The 22,386-nt window shown below is 68.2% G+C and carries 24 protein-coding genes; 5 read left to right on the top strand and 19 right to left on the bottom strand.

The annotated features are described in order from the left end of the window. Positions 1 to 205 precede the first annotated feature (205 nt). The 13 genes from A5758_RS04730 to A5758_RS04665 form a co-directional block, all read right to left on the bottom strand. Complete coding sequence (locus tag A5758_RS04730; protein WP_067737180.1) at positions 206 to 421, bottom strand: DUF2945 domain-containing protein; 216 nt, start codon at positions 419 to 421, stop codon at positions 206 to 208. Positions 422 to 434: 13 nt separating this feature from the next. After that, positions 435 to 1,919, bottom strand: a complete 1,485-nt coding sequence (locus A5758_RS04725) for a DUF2867 domain-containing protein (RefSeq protein WP_067737177.1) — start codon at positions 1,917 to 1,919, stop codon at positions 435 to 437. Then, complete coding sequence (locus A5758_RS04720) at positions 1,919 to 2,347, bottom strand: hypothetical protein (RefSeq protein ID WP_067210686.1); 429 nt, start codon at positions 2,345 to 2,347, stop codon at positions 1,919 to 1,921. The genes A5758_RS04725 and A5758_RS04720 overlap by 1 nt, the downstream gene beginning before the upstream one ends. Before the next feature lie 180 nt (positions 2,348 to 2,527). Then, positions 2,528 to 2,821, bottom strand: a complete 294-nt coding sequence (locus A5758_RS04715) for a lipopolysaccharide assembly LapA domain-containing protein (RefSeq protein ID WP_067210689.1) — start codon at positions 2,819 to 2,821, stop codon at positions 2,528 to 2,530. Positions 2,822 to 3,174: 353 nt separating this feature from the next. Then, entirely contained in the window at positions 3,175 to 3,534 is a 360-nt protein-coding gene (locus tag A5758_RS04705) for a DUF2784 domain-containing protein (RefSeq protein WP_067737518.1), read from the bottom strand. A 10-nt stretch (positions 3,535 to 3,544) separates the two neighbouring features. Next, positions 3,545 to 4,555, bottom strand: coding sequence for a DUF5914 domain-containing protein (locus tag A5758_RS04700; RefSeq protein ID WP_067737171.1), 1,011 nt, complete (start codon positions 4,553 to 4,555; stop codon positions 3,545 to 3,547). Then, a complete protein-coding gene (locus A5758_RS04695; RefSeq protein WP_067737167.1) occupies positions 4,552 to 6,087 on the bottom strand; it encodes an FAD-dependent oxidoreductase in 1,536 nt (511 codons plus the stop codon). The genes A5758_RS04700 and A5758_RS04695 overlap by 4 nt, the downstream gene beginning before the upstream one ends. After that, positions 6,084 to 6,806: a class I SAM-dependent methyltransferase gene (locus A5758_RS04690; RefSeq protein WP_067737164.1), complete on the bottom strand. Its 723-nt coding sequence runs from the start codon at positions 6,804 to 6,806 to the stop codon at positions 6,084 to 6,086. The genes A5758_RS04695 and A5758_RS04690 overlap by 4 nt, the downstream gene beginning before the upstream one ends. Beyond that, positions 6,793 to 7,104: a lycopene cyclase domain-containing protein gene (locus A5758_RS04685; RefSeq protein ID WP_067210706.1), complete on the bottom strand. Its 312-nt coding sequence runs from the start codon at positions 7,102 to 7,104 to the stop codon at positions 6,793 to 6,795. The genes A5758_RS04690 and A5758_RS04685 overlap by 14 nt, the downstream gene beginning before the upstream one ends. Continuing rightward, a complete protein-coding gene (locus A5758_RS04680; RefSeq protein WP_067737161.1) occupies positions 7,101 to 7,424 on the bottom strand; it encodes a lycopene cyclase domain-containing protein in 324 nt (107 codons plus the stop codon). The genes A5758_RS04685 and A5758_RS04680 overlap by 4 nt, the downstream gene beginning before the upstream one ends. Then, positions 7,421 to 8,377, bottom strand: coding sequence for a phytoene/squalene synthase family protein (locus A5758_RS04675; protein WP_067210713.1), 957 nt, complete (start codon positions 8,375 to 8,377; stop codon positions 7,421 to 7,423). Before A5758_RS04675 ends, A5758_RS04680 begins: the two co-directional genes overlap by 4 nt. Then, the gene (gene crtI, locus A5758_RS04670) at positions 8,374 to 9,906 is read right to left on the bottom strand and encodes a phytoene desaturase family protein (protein ID WP_067737158.1); all 1,533 of its coding nucleotides are present in this window, start codon (positions 9,904 to 9,906) and stop codon (positions 8,374 to 8,376) included. Before crtI ends, A5758_RS04675 begins: the two co-directional genes overlap by 4 nt. Before the next feature lie 27 nt (positions 9,907 to 9,933). Continuing rightward, positions 9,934 to 11,055 (bottom strand): polyprenyl synthetase family protein, encoded by a 1,122-nt coding sequence (locus A5758_RS04665; RefSeq protein ID WP_082939593.1) that lies wholly within the window; start codon positions 11,053 to 11,055, stop codon positions 9,934 to 9,936. A gap of 333 nt (positions 11,056 to 11,388) precedes the next feature. On the opposite strand from A5758_RS04665, the gene A5758_RS04660 reads away from it, so the two are divergent. The 3 genes from A5758_RS04660 (at position 11,389) to A5758_RS04650 (ending at position 13,494) form a co-directional block, all read left to right on the top strand. Beyond that, complete coding sequence (locus A5758_RS04660; RefSeq protein WP_082939582.1) at positions 11,389 to 11,883, top strand: MarR family winged helix-turn-helix transcriptional regulator; 495 nt, start codon at positions 11,389 to 11,391, stop codon at positions 11,881 to 11,883. A 117-nt stretch (positions 11,884 to 12,000) separates the two neighbouring features. Next, the gene (locus A5758_RS04655; protein ID WP_067737151.1) at positions 12,001 to 12,726 is read left to right on the top strand and encodes a hypothetical protein; all 726 of its coding nucleotides are present in this window, start codon (positions 12,001 to 12,003) and stop codon (positions 12,724 to 12,726) included. A 90-nt stretch (positions 12,727 to 12,816) separates the two neighbouring features. Further along, a complete protein-coding gene (locus A5758_RS04650; protein ID WP_067737148.1) occupies positions 12,817 to 13,494 on the top strand; it encodes a phosphodiesterase in 678 nt (225 codons plus the stop codon). 106 nt (positions 13,495 to 13,600) lie between these two features. Here the strand turns inward: A5758_RS04650 and A5758_RS04645 are convergent, their stop codons facing one another. The 5 genes from A5758_RS04645 to A5758_RS04625 form a co-directional block, all read right to left on the bottom strand. Further along, on the bottom strand, positions 13,601 to 14,536 hold the full coding sequence (locus A5758_RS04645) for an alpha/beta hydrolase (RefSeq protein WP_156622500.1): 936 nt from the start codon (positions 14,534 to 14,536) through the stop codon (positions 13,601 to 13,603). Between the two features lie 120 nt (positions 14,537 to 14,656). Next, positions 14,657 to 16,012 (bottom strand): TIGR01777 family oxidoreductase, encoded by a 1,356-nt coding sequence (locus A5758_RS04640; RefSeq protein ID WP_067737142.1) that lies wholly within the window; start codon positions 16,010 to 16,012, stop codon positions 14,657 to 14,659. 8 nt (positions 16,013 to 16,020) lie between these two features. Then, positions 16,021 to 17,265 carry a glycosyltransferase family 4 protein gene (locus tag A5758_RS04635; protein ID WP_067737513.1) on the bottom strand — a complete coding sequence of 415 codons (1,245 nt, stop codon included), beginning with the start codon at positions 17,263 to 17,265 and terminating at the stop codon, positions 16,021 to 16,023. Between the two features lie 13 nt (positions 17,266 to 17,278). Next, a complete protein-coding gene (locus A5758_RS04630; protein WP_156622507.1) occupies positions 17,279 to 18,829 on the bottom strand; it encodes a glycoside hydrolase family 57 protein in 1,551 nt (516 codons plus the stop codon). Between the two features lie 26 nt (positions 18,830 to 18,855). After that, a complete protein-coding gene (locus A5758_RS04625; protein ID WP_067737139.1) occupies positions 18,856 to 19,665 on the bottom strand; it encodes a bifunctional 2-polyprenyl-6-hydroxyphenol methylase/3-demethylubiquinol 3-O-methyltransferase UbiG in 810 nt (269 codons plus the stop codon). Between the two features lie 229 nt (positions 19,666 to 19,894). Between A5758_RS04625 and A5758_RS04620 the strand changes: the two genes are divergently transcribed. Then, positions 19,895 to 20,686, top strand: a complete 792-nt coding sequence (locus tag A5758_RS04620; RefSeq protein ID WP_067210745.1) for an electron transfer flavoprotein subunit beta/FixA family protein — start codon at positions 19,895 to 19,897, stop codon at positions 20,684 to 20,686. A gap of 39 nt (positions 20,687 to 20,725) precedes the next feature. Beyond that, positions 20,726 to 21,682, top strand: a complete 957-nt coding sequence (locus A5758_RS04615) for an electron transfer flavoprotein subunit alpha/FixB family protein (protein ID WP_067737136.1) — start codon at positions 20,726 to 20,728, stop codon at positions 21,680 to 21,682. A 169-nt stretch (positions 21,683 to 21,851) separates the two neighbouring features. Here A5758_RS04615 and A5758_RS04610 read toward each other — a convergent pair whose 3' ends face one another. Then, positions 21,852 to 22,160 (bottom strand): hypothetical protein, encoded by a 309-nt coding sequence (locus A5758_RS04610; protein ID WP_067737131.1) that lies wholly within the window; start codon positions 22,158 to 22,160, stop codon positions 21,852 to 21,854. Positions 22,161 to 22,386: the final 226 nt, after the last annotated feature.

Raw genomic sequence — 22,386 nt, 5'->3', positions numbered from 1 at the left:
GCGGCCCGCTTACCCCGCCAAGTGTCTCGTATTTACACCCGATTGGCCGGTGAATACACCGACCGAGCGGGGGGTTCAGGACCTGGTCGGGTCGTGACCCCAGTTCATCAGCGAAGCCACTTCTCCAGCTCGCGAGCGGTCATGTTGGCCGTCCCCTGGAAGCGGTCCCAGGTGGTCTCCTCGTCATCGTCGGCCATCGGTGACCTCAGCCCCGGGGGCGCAGCGCGCCGGGCTTGTGCACCGCGTCCGCGCCCGTCTTGTCGCTGCGGACCTTGTACTGCGGCTCGTCTTCGGAGACCCGCACGGTGCGTCCGGCAGCCTCGGTGTCCGAGGTGATTTCGCCCTCGACCGTTCCCCGGACGGTGTTGCCGTGGCTCCGCCACTCAACCTTGTCGCCCTCGTGAAATTTCTTGTCACCCATGTCGCTTCTCCTTTCAACAGCGCGACGGAGCCGCCGCGGGCCTTACGCCACCGCGCGCCTTCGCGGTGACATCGCGGGCGATGCCGCCGAACACCACGTCGCGGTAGGGTGCCGACGCGTTCCAAAAAAGCTGCCCCGCAAGGCCATACGGCTGAAACAACGCCCGCTGGCGGTACTGGGAGCCGCCATTGCCGTCGGGGCGCGCGGACAGCTCCAGCCAGAGCCGACCCGGCAACGGGATATCGGCGCGCAACCGGACCAGCCGCGGCGTGTCGATGCGCTCCACCCGCCACCAGTCCAGGGCCTCGCCCTCATGTAACTGCTGCCCGTCCAGCGGCCGGCGCAGAAACCGGACGGCGCCCAGCGCGCCGTTGATCCAGCCGCGCAGGGGCCATTCCAACGGAAACGCCGACCAGTTGCGCTCGGCGACGGCCGTTTGGATGGCCCGCCATAGCGTTTCGGGATCGGTGCTGCTATTGCGTTGACGCACATCCTCATACAGCGATCCGCCGGCCCACTGCGGATCGGTGGGCAGCGGCTGGGAAGGTGCACCGTTCATGTCGGCGCGCGACCACCGGGTGCGCAGATCTTTTTCGCGCACGTGCGCGAGGGCGAGTTCGACGGCCTCCTCGTAGTGCATCAGTCCGCTGTCGGGATCGGGTATGTACCGGGCGATGTCGTGGTTGGCGCACACCACGTCGTTTTCCAGCGACGCCATCAGCGAGAAGGCCAGTTGGCGAGGAATGGGGGTGAGCAAGTCGACCCACGGCGCCGACAGCCGGGGGCTCAATAAGGGCACCGGCACCGCGGGCCGCCTGGGCAGGCCCGCGATCACGGCGTACTTGCGGATCATTTCGGTGTAGGTGAAGCGGTCCGGCCCGCCGATGTCGAATGGCCGGTTCACCTCCGCCGGCAGCTCCGCCGCGCGGACCAGGTAATAGAGCACGTCGCACACCGCGATGGGCTGGACGCAGGTACGCAACCAACGCGGTGCGACGATGAGCGGAAGCCGCTCGGTGAGGTACCGCAGCATCTCGAAGCTGGCCGACCCCGCCCCGATGATGGCGGCCGCGCGCAACTCGACGGAGGGCACGCCCGAAATTCTCAGCAGGCGCCCTACTTGCGCGCGCGAGGCCAGATGATCGGAGAGCTTCTGCCCGTCGGGCGTGATGCCGCCGACGTAGACGATCCGCGACAACCCCGCCTGGGGCGCGCACTCGGCCACATTGCGGGCCGCGCGTTCGTCGAAGTCCACGAAGTCGGGGCGCATCAGCGAATGCACCAGGTAGTACAAGACTTGTTGGCCTTCCAGCGCCCGGCGCACTGCGGTGGCGTCGATGACGTCACCCTGAACGACGTCCACCCGGCCACGCCAGGCGACGTCGTCAAGCTTGGCGGGGTCTCGGGCCAGCACGCGCACGGTGTGACCGTTCTCGAGCAGCTCGGGGATGAGCCGCGTGCCCAGGTATCCCGTGGCCCCGAACACGACGCAGTGCATCAATTCGCTCCTTCAGCCGATTGGTCGTTGGGGGTGGCGGTGTGGGCAGGATGCCCCGACGTGCGCCGGCGCTCCTTCAGCCGCGCTTCGTAGGCGTGGCGACGACCGTCGGTGAGCCGGCTACGCACCAGGCGTTCGACATCTCGGAAGCACCGGTAGTAACCCTCGTCGTAATCGTCGACGACCTGAAAGGTCCACCGGCCGGGTAACACGTTGCGCCCGATCAGTTCGCGGCTGATGTGTTGCGCCAGATCGGAGTGGCCAAGCTCGTACAGCTGGGCGACCGCGGCGTCGAGTTGCAGGTCGGCCCGCCCGGTCAGCTGGTGGAAGGAGTACAGGTGGCCCCGGGCGCGCTCGACGGTTTCCATGGCCTCGGTGACTTTGCCGACCGCCTCGGCGACGGCGTCGCTCGTGTCTGCGTGATCCATGGCTTCCTCCCCGACCGGTCGCTATGGCATTCCCCCTGGGATAGGGGCCGAATCCCCGTACCCGGCATCCATAGCTTAATTAACTTAATATTTAAATTACTGGAATAAATCCGGCATCGCCATGGTGGTCCACTCGTGATGGCTTGCCGAGCAAGGGTTTAGGCGCCGGCCCGCCAGGGATCAAACCGCCTTGAGATGCTTCTTGGTCGCCCTGCGCAGCTGGATCATCCGCGCGGCGCCGACGAGCACCGTCGTGGTCGCACCGGCAACCGCCGCCAGTAGGTAGCCCACCCCGACCGGCAGGTTCCAGTGGAAGCCAAGGAAGTGGACGGTTATGGATTCCGTGTTCTGCGCGACGAAGATAAGCAGAATGATCAAGATCACCAAGCCGACGACGAGCGCCCACCAGGCGGCCGCCAGCCGGGTGAACGATCGGGATGACGGCTCGGAGGGAACGTGCGGCTCAGTGCTCATGCTGGTGACTAGCCCCTCACGCAGTGGGCCAAACACGCTGGAACCTCGCGATCGTCTCGTGCCCCGCCGTTTAATCCGTCGGTTCTGGGGTACGTGGCCTGCGATGACTGTGAAAGAGGTACCGCAGCGTGTCTGGCGCGGCCGGCGCAAGGTGATGCGGTTGCAACGAGACCTGTGGCTTGCGCAGTTGGCCCTCTGGCCGACGTTGATCGTGTCGGCCGTTCTGCTTTCGGCGCTCACTTGGGCTTTGTGGCAACGAAAGTGGCAACGCAAGTCTCGTCGGAGTCAACCCGACGCGGTGCCGCCCGTCACGGATCCTTCATGGGCCGGCGCGCCGCGGCCGCAGGCCGGCCTCAGCGGCTGACGCGTCTCGCGAACAGCGTCCAGGAGACGGCCGCCGACAGGAACGCGAATGCCTGTGCGACACCGATGCGGCCGGACGGAACGAAAAGCCCTGCGACATAACGGTCGACGAACCCCGTGCTGGGCAACGGATCCATGTCGGCGCGGCGACGGGCCCATGACTCCAGTGATGTCAGCGGGCATGGCAGCTTGAGCGCGACGACGGCGGCACCCCAGGCGACGGCCGCCCGGTGGAGCGCAATGGTTCGCGGCCAGCGCAGCGCCAGGAAGCCGCCTGCCGGCACGTAGGCCAGGTAGGCGAGGTGCACGCCGACCGTCACCACGACCGCGGCGGCATACCCTCTTCGCATCGCCAAGCCGTCAGCCGAGGCCGGCACGCACCTGGTAGCGGCGCTCGGCGTAGGCCAGATCGTCGCGCCAGAGCCTGCCGGCCGCGAAACGCATGAGCGGTGTGATCAGCGGCGCCGCCCGAGACGCCCGCTTGAACCCGGGACGGTCCGAATGCGCGATGGTGGCTTCCAGCACGGCGGTGCGTGGCCGCCCGTCGGGGCCTGAACCGACCGGTGTGGCGTGGGTTTCCACGGTGCTGCCGGTTCCCTCGCCGTCCACGATGCGCATGACGATGGTGCGTGCCTCGGGGCAGCTGAACTCCGCGACAACGGGAACGCCCAGGCGGCCCATCCGGAAGGTCACCGCCACCAAGAAGCGATCGATGTGTTCGGTTGGCGTGGTGAGCACTTCGAGCCGGGCGAACGAGTACGGGTGGAACCATGCGCCGTGCCAGGGGTCAAGCCGATTGGCGATGATGTCGGCGGGCTCGCACACGCCCACCATGCGGGCGACGGCGGCCAGGGTGTCACCGGCCGGCCGGGCCGGGATCACCGGCTCCTCCAACGGGGTCTCCCCACCCACGCCGTCGAGCCGCACCCAAACCAGGGTGCCGTCGTCGTGGCTGGGCAAGGGGCTCCAGCCGAATTCACCCGAGCGGCCGTCCAGGGCCAGCCCGTGCCATCGGCAGATCAGTGTGCCGGCGTGCACGGTCCCGGTGGCCAGGTCGGCCCCCAGGTGCGGGCAACTGCGGGGCCCGACACAAAGCCGGTGTGCCTCGTCGCGCCAGGCGACGACGTCGACTCCGGCGACTCGGGCGCCGAACGGCCGCCCCGGACTCACGTCGGCGCTGCCTGCGAACGCGAACCAGTTCCCGGTGGGCCTTTTCAGGGCGCGTTCCAGCGCGGCGTCGATGATGGCCGGTTGTGCGTCCCGATAGGTCGGGGGCTGCTCGGCCCACGGCGTACGCGAAATCACCTGCAACGGCCAGTCTTTGGCTCGAGTGGCCGGCAACAGGTGTTGCAGTTGTTCACGAATCTTCATCGTTGGGCAGGTCCTTCGCGGCTGGCGAGCCATCGCAACAGGGGTGACCGGCCACGGGTGGGCACCGTGACCAACGGGTGACCGGCCAGCCCCCATCTTCCCAGCAAATGGTTCGCCGCGCACCATCCCGTGGTCGCGGCCCGCTCCATGAGTGCGACGGGCAAATCGATGCGGACGGCGTCGCCGGCCAACAGCAGACCGGGCTGCGGCGTGACCACCGGGGGGCGGTGCGCATAGGATCCGGGCGAAAACAGCGGGCAATCGTTGCGTTGCAGCAGCCGCTCGCAAACGATTTGCGCCGCCGCGGTTTCCGGATAGATCTTGTGCAGCTGGCGCAGCATGGCGGCGCGCGACGGCGCGGCGTCGAGGGCGTAGGAATGCAATTCGACGACGGACCCATGGCGAGCGCGTGACCATTCCGCGGCCTGAAGTTCGTAGCGCTCTAACACGCTGATGTTGTCCAGTGGTTCGTGGCCGGCCGTGCCCAGGAACGCCGGCCGTCGGGCGGCGACGGACCGATCGAGCCACAACCGATACACGGCGAATGGCGGTGCGGTGCGCAGCTGTGCGATCTGTGCGCGCCAGTCGTCGGTGGCCAGGCCGGTCGATGCCGCGACGATGCGCTGCAGACCGGCAACGTCGGTGGCGAGCACCACGCCATCCGCCTCCACCTGGTCGCCCGAATCGGTCTGCACCCGGAACGGTTTCGACGGCCCCGTGTCGATGTGCGAGGCGCCAGTGCCGAGCCGGAAGCGCACGCCCCGCGCCTCGAGGTAGCGCCGCAGCGGCTCCCAGAGTGCGCTGTCGTAGTTCGACGTGGGGACGTCGAAGATCAGGCCCTCGGACGACCCGAGGAAGTAGATGTGGAACATGGTCGCCAACTCGGCCGCGGAAAGCTTCGAGGGGTCGGCGAAGAAGCTGCGAGAGAACACCTCGAACGCCAGATGTCTTGCCGCCTCGGGGAATCGGATGCTCTTCAGGAACGTCGCGGCGTCGAAGTGGTCGAGGCGCTCATAGATTCCCGGCACCGAGACCGCCGCCAGGGGCGCGGCCGCACGAGCGTCGATCTGCAGGAAGTCGCGGAGCCGGAAGGTCGGGCTGCGCGCCGCGAAGGCCACCGCGTTCCACGGCGGGGTCCGCGGCAGCCCCCGGAAGGTGTCGCGCCGGCCCGCCCCGTCGATCAGCGGATAGTCGGCGACGGGCGTGAGCATCCGCAACTGCGGATCGATGCGCCCAAGCAGGGATCGCAGGTTGTAATACTGCCGAAAGAACGCGTGGAAGCCGCGATTCATCGCGAGGCCGGTCCCGTCGTGCTGCTCCGTCCAGCCGCCCACCCGGCCGCCGAGGTAGGGTTCGCGCTCGATCACCTCGACGGCGACGCCGCGTTCAGCCAGTCCGGTGGCGGCGGTCAGGCCCGCGATGCCGCCGCCCACGACGACCACCCGGGGTTGTGAATCCAGCGCGCTCGCATCCGGCAATCCGGTTGTCGCGGGTAGTGTTTCGCGCCGTCGATCGGTTCCGATGGCCGTCATGGCGCATCCGCCAGGAAGGTGTGCACGATGTTGGCCTCCCAGCCGGGCATCGTTTCGCTGTGCACCGCGGTGAAGCCCGCATCGGCGAGGCGGGCACGGAATCGTGCTGCGCCGTCGAACTCCAGCACGCTGCGCCACAGGTAGCGGTACAGCGCCGTGTCCCGGGTGCGCCACCACCCGGCGGGAATGATGATGCCCCAGCACACGGCGTGCCAGATTCGGGTGGCGGCCGCGGAGTCGCGCACCGAGTATTCGTGCACCGCCAGGGTGGCGCCGGGCCGCAGCAGCATCCGGAGTTTGCGCAATTGGCCGTCCCGGTCGGCGAGGTTGCGAATCAGGTAGGCGGCCAGGATGCCGTCGAACGGTCCGGTGATGCCGTGCTCTGCCAGCTGCTCGACGGGGGTGTGCACGAACCGCACCGACGGGGGCCAGTCCTTCGCTTCCGCCGCGTCGAGCATGCCCCGCGAAGCGTCGACGGCGACGATGTCGGCCTCGGGTGCCACGGCGAGCAGCGCGGCCGTCGAGGCGCCGGTGCCGCACCCGACGTCGAGCAGCCGTAAGCCCTTGCCGCGGTCGCGGATTCGCATGCGGCGGGCGGAGAGCAGCAGTTGGTCGTGGTAACCGGGGCTGGCGCCGACCAGCCGGTCGTAGGCCGTCGCTCCCGCATCGAAGGCGGCCGACAACTGGTCGGGGGTGGGACCCGCCTCATCGACGCGCACGTTGGCGTTCCCATCCCAGCAGCACGGCGGTGGCCAGCGCGAAGCCGAACAAGAAATCCTCGACCGGGATGTCGAACGGGAAACGCAGGCCGGTGATGTGTCGAGCGTCGTAGCTGACGATGGGGGAGCTGAGCTTGGTCAGCCAGCCGTCGACCGGGACCTGGAAGCCGAGAATGATCAGCATCGACAGCCAGTAGGCCGGCCGCCGGAAGAGCCCCGTGCGCAGCACCGCCAATTCCAGTGCGATCACGGCCAATACGGCCGCCACGGCCGGAACGGTGTAGCCCACTCCCGTCATCGGCGGTTGACCCTTTCCAGAATGGTGCTGACGGCGTTGTAGGTAAGCAGCGCGCATATCGGGATGACGATGAAGAACAGCACCTCTTCGATCGGCACATGGAACGGGATGCTGAGGCCGGTGATGTAGGCGCGGTTGTACGCCCACACGTGCGCGGCGATGGCGATCTCGTCCCAGAGCAGGAATACCGCGGCCACGGGCCAGACCGCCTGCACGAGCCGCCGCCATTGCCGGTAGACGCCGGGACCGAACATCTCCAGGGGCGCGGTGATCGCCAGGCATGCGGCCAGGACCAACAGATATTGCCAGCGATCGGTCATGCGGCCCCCGGGCGATCCGAAACACCGGGCGAACCATTGCGCGCCCGCCACGACCGTATCAGCCCGATGCCGGCGACCCGCAGTCGTCGAGCCCTGCCGACCGTCGCCCGGTGATTGAAGACCGCGAAGTCGCTTTCTTCGATGCGGTCCAGGATTTCCGAGTACAGCGCTGCCGCGGCCGCGACGCACGGTTGCGAACGGGGGCTGAGCATCGCGATGCCGGGAGCGGCGAAACGGTAAGTCTCCCGGGTGATCTCGTGTTGAGCCGCCAGCGCCTCCTTGACCCGCGGATCGGTGCGGCGGTGTTCGTGACACCAGGTCAACAGCTCGCGGTCGACGCCATGGGCGGTGAGTTCGTCGGCCGGCAGGTAGACCCGCTGCCGCAGCAGGTCTTCGTCGATGTCGCGCAGGAAGTTGGTGAGCTGGAATGCCCTGCCCAGCGCGGCGGCATAGGGCGCGGCCTCCTCGACCGGCACCACCGTCCCCAGTACGGGAAGTACTTGCAGCCCAATGGCTTCGGCGGAACCGCGCATGTAGAGGTTGAGCGCCTTACGGTCCGGATAGTCGGTGACCGTGAGATCCATCCGCATCGACGCCAGGAAATCGTCGAACAACTCGGTGCCGATCCGGTACCGGCGCGCGGTGTGGGTCACCGCGGCGAGCACGGGATTGTCCAGGTGGTCTCCGCCCGCAAAGAACTGGTCGGCCAGTTGCTGGAGTCGTTGGGCGCGGATGTCGGTGCGCAGCTGGGGATCCAGGTCGTCGAGGATGTCGTCGGCGTAGCGCGCGAAACCGTAAAGGGCGTGCACCGCCGGCCGTTGGTCGGGCGCCAGCAGCCGGGTGGCCAAGAAGAAGGTGCGCCCGTGCGCGGCGTTGAGTTCGCGGCAGCGCCGATACCCTGCACGCAGGCGCGGATCATCGATTCCGGCCGCGTCCAATTCGCTGCGGATCATGTCAGCCCGGCTCCCATGTCGTGGTGTGTCGCTATCCGGTCGGCTCGCCCGGCATTCGGGCCGGTGATGCGGTCGGCGGCGAGCCGGCCCGAGATCAGTGTGGTGGGCACACCGACACCGGGCACGGTCGACGACCCGGCGAGCACCGCGTTCTCGACGCCGCGCACCATGTTGGCCGGCCGGAACGGACCGGTCTGCCCGAAGGTGTGGGCCAGCGCGAAGGGGCTGCCCGCGGCCATGCCCTGCCGCGCCCAGTCGGCGGGTGTGACCACGTCCAATACCGTTGCATCGTCGGGCAACCCGGGCAACAACCGCGCCGCCACATCGCCGATGAGGTCGTGGACGTAGAGATCGCCGACGCTGCCCCAGTCGATGTTCCCGCGATCCAGGTTCGGCGCCGGGGCGAGCACGTACAGCAGATCGCGCCCGTCGGGGGCCAGCGTCGGATCGGTCGCGGTGGGGCGGGTGACCAGGAGCGACGGGTCTTGCATCAGCCGTCCGTCGCGGATGATGTCGGTGAACGTCTGATCCCAGGAGTCACCGAAGAGGATGGTGTGATGCGCCGTGTCCGACGCGACGCGGCGGCAGCCCAGGTGAGCCACGACCGCCGACGGCGCGTGCCGCAGCCGCACGGGGCGACGCGGGGTGCGGCCCAACAATTCGTAGGTCTTCGGCAGTTCGGTGGTCAGCACCACCGCGTCGCAGGCGATGGGGTCCAAGCGATCCGTTCGCACGGCGCTGACCCGCCCTCCGACGCGGTCGAGCCCGGTCACCGTCGCGTTGTAACGGAACTGGACCCCGGCCTCGGCGGCCGCCGAGGCCAGGGCGTCGGGGAGCGCGCGAACACCGCCACGCGGAAAGAACACGCCCGCGACGGTGTCCATGTAGGCGATGACCGCGTAGACGGCCAGAGCGTTGCGCGGCGCCACGCCGGCGTACAGCGATTGAAACGTGAAGACCCGCTGCAGCCGGGGATCGCTGATGTGGCGCCTGACCACGCGATCCCATTTGCGGAACCCGCCGATCGCGGCCAGCCGCGCCAACTGCGGCGTGAGCAACGACAGCGGGGAATCGAAATTCGCGGCGATGAACCCGTCGAATTCGATCCGGTACAACCGCTTCAGCCACTCGCGCAGCCTCCGGTAGCCCGCTGCCTGCCCGAAGCCAGCGAACTCTTCGATGGCGGTTGCCATCCGGTCCGGATCGGTGTGCACGTCAAGCGCGCTGCCGTCGGCGAACACCGCCCGGTAGGCCGGATCAAGCGGCAGCAGCTCCAGCCGGCCCGACCGGCTGCGGCCCACGGCCGCCAAAGTCTCATCGATGATGTCCGGCATCGTGAGCACCGTCGGCCCGGTGTCGATGCGGTAGCCGTCGATGTCGAGCCGGCCGGCACGGCCGCCCGGCCACGGCTCGCGCTCAACTACCGTGACCGCCCGCCCCCGTCCGGCCAGGTGCAACGCGGCGGACAGGCCCGCCAGGCCGGCGCCGATCACCACCACTTGCTCGCTGCGTCCTCCGACAGTCCGCATATCAGCATGCTCCCAAACTTGTGGCACTCATACGGCGCGATCCGTACACGCGGCCGCCATTTCGTCCAGCCCGGCACGGACGGGCTCCTCGATCGGTGCGTCGCCGAGGTGTTCGCGCGCCGACGCGACCCGGTCGTTGATCATCTCCTCGATCATCGCGACGGCCCCGGTCTTGACGATCAGCGCCTTCCACCGGTCGAGCGCATCGTCGTCGAGGACGTGGCCGTTCATCAGTTCGTTCATTTCGGCGCGGGTGGTCGGATCGGCCAGCTGGTGTGCGGTCACCACGACGCTAGTTGCCTTGCGTTCCAGCAGGTCTCCGGCACACGGCTTTCCCGTGGTCGCCGGCGAGCCGAAGATGCCGAGGACGTCGTCGCGAAGCTGGAACGCTTCCCCGACGTCGGCGCCGTACCGGCCCAGCCGTGTCATTGTTCGATCGTCGCAATCGGACATCGCCGCGCCGATTTCCAGCGGTCGCCGCACGGTGTAGTTACCCGACTTGCGCCGCGCCACGTCGAGCACGGCGTCCAGCGTAGGCATGTGTCGGACGTCGCTCGTCAGGTCGCCGAACTGACCCATCGCCAGCTCGGTGCGCATCGTGTCGTAGTGGGGCCACGCCCGCTGCAGGCGCCCGGGTTCGACGCCGCTCTCGCGCAGCATCTGCTCGGACCAGATCAGGCAGAGGTCACCCAGCAGGATGGCGGCCGATTCACCGAAGCGCCGCGCTGAGCCGGATAACCCGCGCTCGCGGTGCCATTGGGCGAATTGAAGGTGTGCCGAGGGGCGCCCCCGCCGTTCGGGCGAACCGTCCATGACATCGTCCTGCAGCAGCGCAAACACGTGCAGCAACTCGAAACTGGCGGCCGCCCGCAACGCGGATTCGCCGGGCGCGCCACCGCACAGCCATCCGAGGTACGCGAACGTCGATCGCACGCATTTGCCGCCAGAGATGAACGCCGTCAGGATGTCGCTCGCGGCATCGACGCGCGTGTCGTCGAGCTCGCGACGCCGTGGCGCGACGAAGTCGGCGAGGTGGGCGAGAACTGCGTGCCGCACGTGCGAGCGCCATTCGTCGAAGTCCTGGATATCTGGCCGTTCCGCCGCGATGAGCGGCGACTCGGTGGCGGGTGTCAACGACAAAGCACCCATCTTGGCCACGCGCTCCCTCCTGGACGGCTTGGCATTCCCAGGCTAGATCGGCTCAAACACACGCGGTCAGCACCGCTGCTCGGAGCGTTAAACCGGCCTTACGGCAACCCTGCAGCCGCTCCGATCGACCCTTCTCAACCTCGGACGATCCTACCCATCACCTTCAATAACTTAAACATTAATTTACTGAAACTCTTCTCGGTCCGCCAGTCGGGAGCGGCATCGTCGTGAACCCTTCGCGCTCCCGGCGAGGTCGTCACCGAGGATCATTTCAGTCAATTAACCATTAACGAACTGAACTGTATGGCGGTTCAGGGATATGCTCACAGTGTTATGGAAGCTGACGGGCAGCGCGGGAGCCGCGATGCGCTGGAGTCGCTGATCTCTGCCGATCTGCGAGAGATATCAGCCGAATCCGACCAGATCGGTCGGCAGTTCGCGATGTCACATCATCTGCGGCCCAACGACTTCCGTGCATTGATGTATGTCATGGTGGCAGAAGGCGCCGGGCGCCCGATGACCTCGGGTGATCTCAGCCAGCGGATGGGACTGTCCGGTTCGGCCATCACCTACCTCGTCGATCGGTTGATCGATTCGGGACACATCCGTCGCGATTCACACCCAGACGATCGTCGTAAGGTCGTACTGCGTCATGGCGAAACCGGCCTGGCCACCGCCCGGTCCTTCTTCAGTCCGCTGGGCGCCCTCACCCGTGTCGCCCTGGAGGAGCTGCCCGATGCGGACTTGATGGCCGCCCATCGGGTGCTCGGCGCGATGATCCACGCGATGCAGCGATTCCAGGCCGACGCAAGCGGGCCCCGGCCTTGATCGGGGGACCTCCGAGCTGGCTTTTTGCCGGTTTGACGGCATTGCCGGCGGGTATCCACGGCTCATTAGCGTGTCCGGCAAAATCACTCGGACTTACGTGAGGGGTGGTGTGGCCCAATGGAAGCGGTCAGCTGCCGGTGCGGTCGCCTGGCGATCGCGTTTGCGTTTGCGGTGATGGTCGTCGGATCCCCCAGCCCGGCGAGCGCCGATCAAGCCGTCACGGTGTTTCCCGGTATGGAGATTCGGCAAGGCGGCACGGTTTGCATGGTCGGTCTGGTGGAGCCCCGACTGCGGGTCGCGGTGACCAGCGGCCAATGTGAGAGCGGAGCGTCGGAGGTCACCGACCGGGACGGAAACCCGGTGGGAACGGTGGTGCTCGCGCGCCGCCAGGCCGCCGACGACACGGCGGCGAACGGCGCGATGCTGCCCGTCGAATACGAAGTCATTGCGCTTGGCGCGTCCGTGACGGCCTCGGACGTGCTGCCGACCGGCCGGCAACTGAAGTCATCGCCCGGCCTGCGCGCGCAACCCGGGCTGCCGGTGTGCCAGTTCCGCCGAGCGGTCGGCCAGTGGTGCGGATCGATCAGCTCCGTCAGCGGTGGCCGCTTCATCATTGCTGACGTCGCCGTGGACAGCCGGGACTTCGGCGGTCCCGTTTATGCGCTGACGGACGACAACTCGGCGGTGATCGTCGGGTTGTTCGAGGGAATATGGGGATCGGTGCCCGAGATGGAGTCGTGGCAGGCGGTCATGCAGCAGGTCTACATCGACGGCCGCTCACAGAATCAGCAGCAACAACCGCCCGGTGAAGCGCGGATGATCGGACGTCGGCTGGCCGCGTGACCGCCCTGGACCATTGCGGCTCGGCCAGAGCAACGCCCCGAGCGGAAACTCGCCGCGTTTTCTTCGCCGGGAAACGGGAACCCGCCGCCGGTGAACGTTTCCGATCTTGTCGCGGCGCCCTTCCAGTGGGGCTCCGCTATCCGGGGAAAACGGTTGTTCCATCCCATCGGGGTGCTGGCGGACGGCTTCTTCGAACGTCTCGCGCCCTCCGGCCAGGGGCTGCCCATTTCGTCGTCCGAGATTGTCGCGCGGGTGTCCAAGGCCGGGGGCACCCCGGGCGCCTTGCCGGACTTCATCGGCCTGGCCTTCCGGTCAACGCCGCCGCAGGCTCCCGGGCCGTGGGACATCCTGGTCGTTTCCTCGGGCTCAGGGGTGCTTTCCCGGGCGCTGGCACTGCGGCCGGCCATCTCCTGGAGCGGTCAGACTCTGACCACCCTGATGCCGCTGCACTATCAGGGAGAAAACTGGTGGCTCAGGGCCCGGATCGTGAGCGAGATCGACGGCCCCGGCCTGTCGTTGGACAGCGTCCGCAAGCGGTTCGACCATGACAAGATCGAGGTGTCAGTCGATCAGGCTTGCGGCACAGGCGATTTCACACCGCTGGGCCGGCTCACGCTGACCGGCGTCATCGACCCCGAACGGGCGGGGGACGTATCGTTCGACCCCGTCATCAACACTCCACCCGGCGTGAGCCTGCACCCGCGGTGGCTCGCCGATCTGCGGGCCCGGGCTTATCGGCGGAGCCGTCACGGCCGAGACGCGAACTAGGGAGCCGGCACGCAGAGCGCGATCCTGGATTCGAGGTCGTTCGTCGACGCGGTCGCCCGTGAGGCATCCGCGGGGCCGCTTACGGCCCGACCGGTGCCCTGACCCGTCACGGCAGCGTGCTGATGGTGCCGTCCGTCAAGAGTTCGGTGTAATAGCCTCCGCCCGGGTAGAAATCGGGTGTCAGTGTGCCCGCGAACATATCGGCGATCCAGCCTCGCGTCAGGCCCCATACCGCCGCGACATTGCCCGGCTTCGGACGGCCACACACCAGGTTTTCGTAAGCCGGCGACGACGGGCCGAGCGCGTCGCCGTGCGCGCCGGTGACGATCTTCACCCCATGAAATGTCCGGTCCGACAGGAACCGTTCGATCGCCTTCGTACCGAGTTGGAAAAAGTTGCACAGCAGATGGGGCGACGCCGTGGCGTAGATAGGCAGCGTGGTGCCTGCCAGACCTGCCAGCGCTTGGTCGGTATTGGAACCCAGGAACGACTTCACGCCGTCTTCGCTGACGATGCCGCGCATCTGGGCGAAGGTGTCCGGGTAAGCCGTGTGCAGGCGCTCAGCGACGTATTCGACGGCCTCGGCCCCTGCCGAATGCCCCACGAATACCAACTTCTCGGGTAGCGGCGTGACAGATCGGCCGGCCTTGGCGGCCGCCATCGCGTAGGACGACGCCAACGCGCCATTCGGATCGTCTTTGTGGGCAAGGACATCGGCGATGTTGTTCAGGAAGCCCGTGTTGTCGATGAGGTGCTCCACGGTGCAGCCGAAGGGGTTGACGGTGGACAGCTTGGTGGCCATCACGAGGTAGCCGCTGCCGGCGACCTCGGCGGCGAAGGCGGACCAGACCTTCGCGCCCTCGACGAAGCCGTGCTGCAGCCAGACCAATCCCAGCGGCGGCGTGCTCGGGAAATACCATGTCGTCGGAACCGCCCGGGTCTCGGTTGCGCATGCGACGTCGGTCGTGCTGTCCGCTTCCGTGGATTCGGCGCGGGCCTGGCGCGGGGCAAGCATCGCGGCGGCCACCGCGGTGATGCACATTGCGGCCGCGCTGGTGCGACGGGCGCGCCGGATCAGCGCACCGGAGATCATTAAGAAATTGAACCATCTAGTCGCGCGGATTGGGCTTGATCAGGCCCCAAGAGCGGTAGGTCTTCTTCCTCAGCCGGTGCGCCCGAGCAGGTGACGCAGGGCCTGGTCGAGGTCTGGCTGGCGAAACCGGTGCCCGGCGGCAGTCAGCTTTTGCGGGGTCACTCGCTGATTGGCGCACGCGAGCTCGCGGGCGCCCTGCTCGCCGAGCAGCAGCCGAGGCCCCAGCGCCGGCACCGGGAACACCGCGGGCCGGTGCACGACGTGAGCCAGGGTGGCGGTGTATTCGCTGTTGCGAACCGGTTGAGGGGCAACGGCGTTCACGGGTCCCGCCAGGGCTTCGTCCCATAGGGCGCGGTGGTAGATGTCGACCAGGTCGTCGATGCCGATCCACGAGAGCCATTGCCTGCCGTCGCCGAGCCGGCCACCCAGGCCGGCACTGAACAACGGACGCATCAGCTTCAACGTGCCGCCGCGTGGGGATTGCACGATGCCGGTGCGCACCTGCACCACCCGCACCCCGGCCTGTGCCGCAGGTGCGGTCGCCGCCTCCCAATCCACCACGAGATCGGCGAGGAAGCCCTCGCCGCGGTCGCTGTCCTCGGTCAAAATGTCATCACCGCGGTCATATCCGTAGAACCCGATCGCTGAAGCCGAGATGAACACGGCCGGCCGCTGTGGGCCGCGGCCCACAGCTTCAGCCAGCCGGCGAGTCGGGCCAATCCTGCTGTCGCGGATGGCCTGTCGATGCTTCTCGGTGAACCGGCCGGCGATCGAGGCGCCCGCCAGATGGATGACCGCGTCCACCTGATCGAACAGTCCCGGGTCGGGGTCGTCGGGATTCCACTCCCGCTCGTCGTCGGTCCGCGGGGCGTGGCGAACCAACCGGACGACGCGATGGCCGCCGGTGCTCAGAAACGCCGTCAACGCCGAACCCACCAACCCCGACGCACCGGTGATCGCGAACGTCGCAGGTGCCAGCCCATTCTCTGCGGCCAGCCGGTGCGCGGCCAGATCGTCGGCCAGCTGACGGTGCCGGTAGACGAACATGGGGCGCAGCAATGACCCGGGCACCGGCGTGTCGACCCTGTCGATGACCCTGGTGCGGCCGTCGCCGACGTCTTCGAAGTCGTGGGTGTGCCGCCAGCGCACCGCCATTCGTGCCGGCAGCGCGGCCAAGCCGTCGCCACCGATCGCGTCGACGAAGCGCCGCGGCGGGTCGTAGCCCCCCGCCTGGTGCACGGCGACCCAGCGCAGGCCGCCCGGTAGCGCCAGCGTCGCCCGACCGTCCTTCAGTGACGAGGCCTCGGTGACCAGTCGCATCGGCTGCCACGGCGGCGAGAGCCGGGCGAACGCGCCGGGGCGGGCATGCCAGGCGAAGACGTCGGCGATCGGCGCGTCGACCACGCTCGAATATTCCAACCCCATACTGCAGGTTAGCGGTTCGGCAGGGGATTCTCGATGATGGGCATGCGCGCCCGCGGCTGCCGTTCGGCGCGCTTGGCCGCCAGATACACCTGCGCGGTCTCGCGGGCCACGGTTTTCCAGTCGAAGTCCGAGGTGAGTCGCTCGCGGGCGGCGCGGGCGCGGCGCTGAGCGGCAGCCGGATCGTCGAGCACGATCCGCACGGCCGAGGCCAGCCCGGTGATGTCGCGGGGCGCACACGACACCCCGGTCCGGCCGTTGATCACCGCCTCGCCCAGGCCGCCGATGTTCGACGTCACGAGCGGAGTGCCCGCCGCGGCGGCCTCCAGGGCGACGATCCCGAACGGCTCGTAGTGGCTGGGCAGCACCGCGACGTCGGCCCGATGCAGCACCGCGAGCAGCTTGGCGTGGTCGAGGTGCCCGGCGAACCGAGTTGCCTTGAGCACGCGGTGCTTTCGGGCCTGCTCGACGAGCCACTCCTGCTGGGTGCCCTCGCCGGCGATGGTCAATGTGGTCCCGGGATGGGTGCGCCTGATCCGCGGCAGGGCGGATATGACGTCGTGCACGCCCTTCTCGTACTCCAGCCGCCCGAGGTAGAGCAGTTCGGCGGGACCGGTGCGCGCCCGCCGCTCGGCGAACGGCCAGCGCGCGGCGTCGATACCGTTGCGGATGACCGTGATTCCGGCCAGGCCCGGACCGAACAGTTCGGTGATCTCGTCGCCCATTGACGCCGAACACGTGATCAGCGAATCGGATTCGCGAACCAACCACGACTCCAGGGCGTGCACCTGACGACTGATGGCACCGGAGATCCAGCCGGAATGCCGTCCGGCCTCGGTGGCGTGAATGGTGGAAACCATTGGCACGTCGTAGAACTGGGCGAGTGTGATCGCGGGATGGGCCACCAGCCAATCGTGCGCGTGCACGACGTCCGGACGCCACGACCGGGTGGTGCCCCGCTTCTTCAGCGACAGCCCGGCGCGGATCATGGAATGGCCCATCGCCAGCGTCCACGCCATCATGTCGGCGCCGAACGAGAATTCGTGCGGGTCCTGGGCGGCCGCGATCACCCGGACACCGTCGACCACCTCGTCGGACGACGGGTGCGTGCTGGGGTCGGTGCCCGTGGGTTGGCGGGACAGCACGACGACCTCGTGGCCGGCGGCGGCCAGCGCGGTCGACAGGTGATGCACGTGCCGGCCGAGCCCGCCGATCACCACCGGCGGGTACTCCCACGACACCATCAGGATTTTCACGGTGTCGCCCCACTCATCGGGGCAGCCTGCGCGCGTCCAGTGCGCCGAAAAGTCCATCGGCGCGGTTCCATCCGTCGGCCAGCCGCCCGGCGGCGTCGCGCCGGCCGGACGCCAGCGCGCCCGCGATCTCGCGGGTGGCGTGGGCGTGCAGGTGGGCGCGGTACCGCGCGTAGTCGGCGGCCGAGTCCTTACTCACCATGAACGGCCAGTCGCTGGAGACGGTGAGCAGGGTCTCGCGCAGGATCTGGTCGGCGACGTGGTCGCGGGGGAGCGGCCCGTCCAGCGACGCCCGCTGCGACAGCGCCTTGTCGACGGTGCTGAGCGCCATGTCGACCACTTCGTTGTTGAGCTGGACGAGATCGGCCACCTTGTCGCCGGCCCACACCTGCCAGTCCTTGCCCGAACCCCACGAACTGGGTGGCAATTGCACTGCGCGCCCGACGAATCCGTCCGCGATGGCGTCGTTCAACGTTCCCACCCGCACACCGGCGGCGGGCAGCTCGCGCAGCACCCGCTGCAGCCACGTGGGGCCCTCGTACCACCAGTGGCCGAACAGTTCGGTGTCGAATGCGGCGACCACGTGGGCGGGCCGCCCGATCCGCTCGGATTCGCTCGTCAGCCGGTTGCGGACCACGTCGACGAAGTCGGCGACATGGCTGTCGACCGCGTGGTCGGCGCGCTCGGGATCGTAGGGCGCCTTGGCCTCCGACGGCACGTTACGGCCGGTCACCCGCGCCGGCTTGAGCCCGGTGAGGTGGTCGTAGGTGTGGAAGTCGCGGTAGGCGGCGTGCCCCGGGTAGCCCGATTTCGGTGACCACACCCGATAGCTGACCTGCAGGTCGCGCCCGAACGCGACCACGTCGGTGTCGCCGACCGGCCGGCCCAGCGCGGTATCGCCGTGCAGCGACGGGCCGTCGACCATGAAGTGAGTGACACCCGCGGCGGCGTAGTCGTGCTCCAAGCCGGGCGCGTAGGCACATTCGGGCGCCCAGATTCCGGTCGGGCGATGCGCCATCCGCTGCTGAGGATCGGCCAGCCCCTCGCGCAGGGCGAACTCGCGTAGCCGCGGCGCGAGCAGCGGTTGGAACGGGTGAGCCAGCGGGCCGCCGAGCAACTCCACGGTGCCGGCGTCGATCAGGCCCCGCAACAGCGGACTGCCGCCGTGCCGCCAGTGGGTGGCAAATTCGTCCAGCGCCCGATCCGCCTCGGCGCATTCGCGAATGCCCAAGTCGCGCAACGCTTCCGGTGTGCATGACGCGAAGCCGGCGGATTTTGAGCGGGGAGCGGACCGCACGCTGGCGGCCTCGGCCGCCCGCAGCCGCCAGTTGGCGAGCCAGTGATGCATGCCATCGAGGCAGTACGGGTCGTCGAGCTGCGCGTTGACCACCGGAGTGACGCCGAGCGTGACCAGCCGCTGGCGGTCCTCGTCGGCCAGCGTGGTCAGCACCCGCATCAGCGGTAGATAGGCCGCCGCCCAGGATTGGTAGAGCCACTCCTCGCCGACCGGCCACCGCCCATGATGTGCCAGCCACGGCAGGTGGGTGTGCAGGACCAGGGTGAACATGCCGGGCACCCGCTCATGCGAATTACTCACGGCGCTACCGCGATTGCGATCAGATCCAGGCTGTCGTCGATGTCACGGCGGCCGCTTTCCAGTATCTCGAAGTCGTCACACGTCACTGCGGCGACGTCGGCGGCCAGCTCGGCCGGCCAGGGTGCGCCGGCCATCGCGAGCTCGATCTGCGCCTCGATGATCGAGCCGCCGTGGCGGGCGTCCAGCTCCCGCAGCCGCGGACCGTGGAACACCCCGCTGACCGACACCTCGCGGAAGCCGGCGTCGACCAGCAACTCGGTCAACTCGCCGGCGTTGAGTTCGCGGGTGTGGAAGGGGTTGATCGGGGTGTCGCGGCCGGGGGAGAAGGTGATCCGGTTGGGGGTGGACACCATCAGCAACCCGCCGCGCCGCAGCACCCGCGCGCACTCGGTCACGAATTGTGCCTGATCCCACAGGTGCTCGATGACTTGGAAGTTGACCACAATATCCACCGACGCGTCGGGCAGTGGCAGCTCGGCCAGGTTCGCCCGCATCACCTCCACCCGCGGGTAGCGCGCGCGCACGTGTGCCACCGCGGCCTCGTCGTAATCCACGGCCACCACCCGGCGAGCGACGCCGGCGATCAGATCGGCGCCGTACCCCTCGCCGCAGCCCGCCTCGAGCACCTCGCGGCCCGCGCAGCGCCCGGCCAACCGCTGGTAAACCACCTGGTGGCGGCGAAACCAGTAGTTTTCGACGTCCAGATCCGGGATGGTGCGCTCGCCCGTCAACGTCAGCACGGAGTCAGCCGACGGCGGGGGATCACCGGGGCTGCGTCGGGGGTCGTCGGGGACGGTTGCGCTCATCGCATAGGCAGGCTAACGCGAAGTGTCGGATTCGCGAACCGCGAGCCGGGCGCCCCCGGCCGCCGAGGGCAGACACGCCGCAAGAACGTGCAGTACGACCCGCTATGGTGTGAATGCAGGCTGCACAAAGTTACCGAGTAGTAACACGACCGTGCGCTGCTAAACGCGTACTGAAAGTCTCGTGGTCGAATGCTGCGAGGCTCCTTCAATAGGAGGACGAACCACACTCATGACGAACATCGTGGTCCTGATCAAGCAGGTCCCAGACACCTGGTCGGAGCGCAAGCTGAACGACGGCGATTACACGCTGGACCGCGAGGCTGCCGACGCGGTGCTGGACGAGATCAACGAGCGCGCCGTCGAAGAGGCCTTGCAGATTCGCGAGCGGGAGGGCGGCGACGGTTCGGTGACCGTGCTGACCGCAGGCCCCGAACGCGCCACCGAGGCGATCCGCAAGGCGCTGTCGATGGGCGCCGACAAGGCCGTCCACCTCAAGGACGACGGCATGCGCGGTTCCTGCGTGGTGCAAACCGCATGGGCGCTGGCGCGCGCGCTGGGCACCATCGAGGGCACCGAGCTCGTCATCGCCGGTAACGAGTCGACCGACGGCTCCGGCGGCGCCGTGCCGGCCATCATCGCCGAGTACCTGGGCCTGCCGCAGCTGACCCACCTGCGCAAGCTGTCCATCGAGGGCGGCAAGATCACCGGCGAACGCGAGACCGACGACGGCGTGTTCACGCTCGAGGCGTCGTTGCCCGCGGTGGTGAGTGTGACCGAGAAGATCAACGAGCCGCGCTTCCCGTCCTTCAAGGGCATCATGGCCGCCAAGAAGAAAGAGGTCACGGTGCTGACCCTCGCCGAGATCGGCGTCGAAAGCGACGAGGTCGGGCTTCAGAACGCCGGGTCGACGGTGCTGTCGTCGACGCCGAAGCCGCCGAAGACCGCGGGTGAGAAGGTCACCGACGAGGGTGAGGGCGGTAACCAGATCTCCCAGTACCTGGTTGGCCAGAAGATCATCTAGACGAGCACCCATCCCACAGACGAGAAGAGCGAAGAAACCATGGCTGAAGTTTTGGTGCTCGTTGAGCACGCCGAAGGCGCACTGAAGAAAGTCACCTCCGAATTGATCACCGCCGCCCGCGCGCTGGGCGATCCGGTCGCGGTCGTCGTCGGCAAGCCCGGAACGGCCGCGCCGCTGGTGGACGGGTTGAAGGAGGCGGGTGCCGCCAAGATCTACGTCGCCGAGTCCGACGACGCCGAGAACTACCTGATTACGCCGGTGGTCGACGTGCTGGCCGCGCTGGCCGAGTCGAACGCGCCCGCCGCCGTCCTGCTTTCCGCCAACGCGGACGGCAAGGAGATCGCGGGCCGCCTCGCCGCCCGGATCGGATCCGGCCTGCTGGTCGACGTGGTCGGCGTCCAGGAAGGCAACAAGGCGGTGCACTCCATCTTCGGTGGGGCGTTCACCGTCGAGTCGCAGGCCAACGGCGACACCCCGGTCATCACGGTGCGCGGTGGCGCCATCGACGCCGAGCCGCAGGCCGGCGCCGGCGAGCAGGTGACCGTCGAGGTACCCGCGCCCGCCGAGAACGCCACCAAGATCACGGCCCGCGAGCCGGCGGTCGCCGGCGACCGGCCGGAGCTCACCGAGGCCACGATCGTGGTGTCCGGTGGTCGCGGGGTCGGCAGCGCGGAGAACTTCAGCGTTGTCGAGGCCCTGGCCGACTCGCTGGGCGCCGCCGTCGGTGCGTCGCGCGCCGCGGTCGACTCCGGCTACTACCCGGGCCAGTTCCAGGTCGGCCAGACCGGCAAGACGGTGTCGCCGCAGCTCTACATCGCGCTGGGCATCTCGGGAGCCATCCAGCACCGCGCGGGCATGCAGACGTCCAAGACCATCGTCGCGGTCAACAAGGACGAAGAGGCGCCCATCTTCGAGATCGCCGACTACGGCGTGGTGGGCGACCTGTTCAAGGTCGCTCCGCAGCTGACCGACGCCATCAAGGCACGCAAGGGCTGAGTCGCTTAGCCCAAGAGCCCCCGACACCAATGTGTCGGGGGCTCTCGCGTATCAACTCGAATTCGACAGCGCCGGTCCACGTCGCGCTATCGATCCCGGTGTGCTGCTCGGTCAGCGTTGCGGCGATGCGCCGCAACGCGATTGCGCGCACCGTCACATCGGGCCGGTGTCACTCGGGCGTGGAGCGCCGACGCGGGGCCGGCTCGTCGCCAGCGCTCGACCGGGCCACCGCGGCGACTGCCAATGCTTCGCGCGCGGCCCTGGAGCGTTCGCACGCGACGCGAGCCGACTCGCGGGCCTCCCGTGCCCGCGCGATGGCGTCGGCCATGCCCGGCATGGGCACCGTCTCCTCGGCGGCGCGGCGCCGGGCGCCGGCGCGGTGGGATTTCTGTCGGCAGGCCCCACTGCAAAAGCGGGCGTCGGCACGACCGTAAAAAGCCGTGCCGCACTCCCAGCACTGCAAGCGGCGCGCGGCCATAACGGCATGTTACGGCTATTCGTAACGCATAGCAACATCGAACCTTTCGGGTTTTGGGCTGCTAGAGTGGCTTCTACCGGCGAAACAAGGCCCGCCCCCAAGGTGAATTGGCCAGCCCAGCAAACTTTTTCAGTTGGGGCTTCGACTTAGCTCTCCGGCAACCGGGCACCAGTCTGGGAGGTCGGGACATGCGGATAGACGAGGGTAAATCGGCTTTCGGGTTGCG

The organism is Mycobacterium sp. 852014-50255_SCH5639931 (assembly GCF_001665605.1).
GTDB lineage: Bacteria > Actinomycetota > Actinomycetes > Mycobacteriales > Mycobacteriaceae > Mycobacterium > Mycobacterium paraffinicum.
This window is presented reverse-complemented; position numbering and strand designations above follow the sequence as displayed.

Bases quoted from the DNA above. Each gene is read 5' to 3' on its own strand.
- A5758_RS04610 (WP_067737131.1), bottom strand. From the start codon at position 22,160: ATGGCCGCGCGCCGCTTGCAGTGCTGGGAGTGCGGCACGGCTTTTTAC.
- A5758_RS04715 (WP_067210689.1), bottom strand. From the start codon at position 2,821: ATGAGCACTGAGCCGCACGTTCCCTCCGAGCCGTCATCCCGATCGTTC.
- crtI (WP_067737158.1), bottom strand. From the start codon at position 9,906: ATGCGGACTGTCGGAGGACGCAGCGAGCAAGTGGTGGTGATCGGCGCC.
- A5758_RS04615 (WP_067737136.1), top strand. From the start codon at position 20,726: ATGGCTGAAGTTTTGGTGCTCGTTGAGCACGCCGAAGGCGCACTGAAG.
- A5758_RS04730 (WP_067737180.1), bottom strand. From the start codon at position 421: ATGGGTGACAAGAAATTTCACGAGGGCGACAAGGTTGAGTGGCGGAGC.
- A5758_RS04695 (WP_067737167.1), bottom strand. From the start codon at position 6,087: ATGACGGCCATCGGAACCGATCGACGGCGCGAAACACTACCCGCGACA.
- A5758_RS04665 (WP_082939593.1), bottom strand. From the start codon at position 11,055: ATGGGTGCTTTGTCGTTGACACCCGCCACCGAGTCGCCGCTCATCGCG.
- A5758_RS04645 (WP_156622500.1), bottom strand. From the start codon at position 14,536: ATGTGCATCACCGCGGTGGCCGCCGCGATGCTTGCCCCGCGCCAGGCC.
- A5758_RS04725 (WP_067737177.1), bottom strand. From the start codon at position 1,919: ATGCACTGCGTCGTGTTCGGGGCCACGGGATACCTGGGCACGCGGCTC.
- A5758_RS04660 (WP_082939582.1), top strand. From the start codon at position 11,389: ATGGAAGCTGACGGGCAGCGCGGGAGCCGCGATGCGCTGGAGTCGCTG.
- A5758_RS04705 (WP_067737518.1), bottom strand. From the start codon at position 3,534: ATGCGAAGAGGGTATGCCGCCGCGGTCGTGGTGACGGTCGGCGTGCAC.
- A5758_RS04640 (WP_067737142.1), bottom strand. From the start codon at position 16,012: ATGGGGTTGGAATATTCGAGCGTGGTCGACGCGCCGATCGCCGACGTC.
- A5758_RS04655 (WP_067737151.1), top strand. From the start codon at position 12,001: ATGGAAGCGGTCAGCTGCCGGTGCGGTCGCCTGGCGATCGCGTTTGCG.
- A5758_RS04680 (WP_067737161.1), bottom strand. From the start codon at position 7,424: ATGACCGATCGCTGGCAATATCTGTTGGTCCTGGCCGCATGCCTGGCG.
- A5758_RS04630 (WP_156622507.1), bottom strand. From the start codon at position 18,829: ATGTTCACCCTGGTCCTGCACACCCACCTGCCGTGGCTGGCACATCAT.
- A5758_RS04625 (WP_067737139.1), bottom strand. From the start codon at position 19,665: ATGAGCGCAACCGTCCCCGACGACCCCCGACGCAGCCCCGGTGATCCC.
- A5758_RS04685 (WP_067210706.1), bottom strand. From the start codon at position 7,104: ATGACGGGAGTGGGCTACACCGTTCCGGCCGTGGCGGCCGTATTGGCC.
- A5758_RS04675 (WP_067210713.1), bottom strand. From the start codon at position 8,377: ATGATCCGCAGCGAATTGGACGCGGCCGGAATCGATGATCCGCGCCTG.
- A5758_RS04700 (WP_067737171.1), bottom strand. From the start codon at position 4,555: ATGAAGATTCGTGAACAACTGCAACACCTGTTGCCGGCCACTCGAGCC.
- A5758_RS04620 (WP_067210745.1), top strand. From the start codon at position 19,895: ATGACGAACATCGTGGTCCTGATCAAGCAGGTCCCAGACACCTGGTCG.
- A5758_RS04720 (WP_067210686.1), bottom strand. From the start codon at position 2,347: ATGGATCACGCAGACACGAGCGACGCCGTCGCCGAGGCGGTCGGCAAA.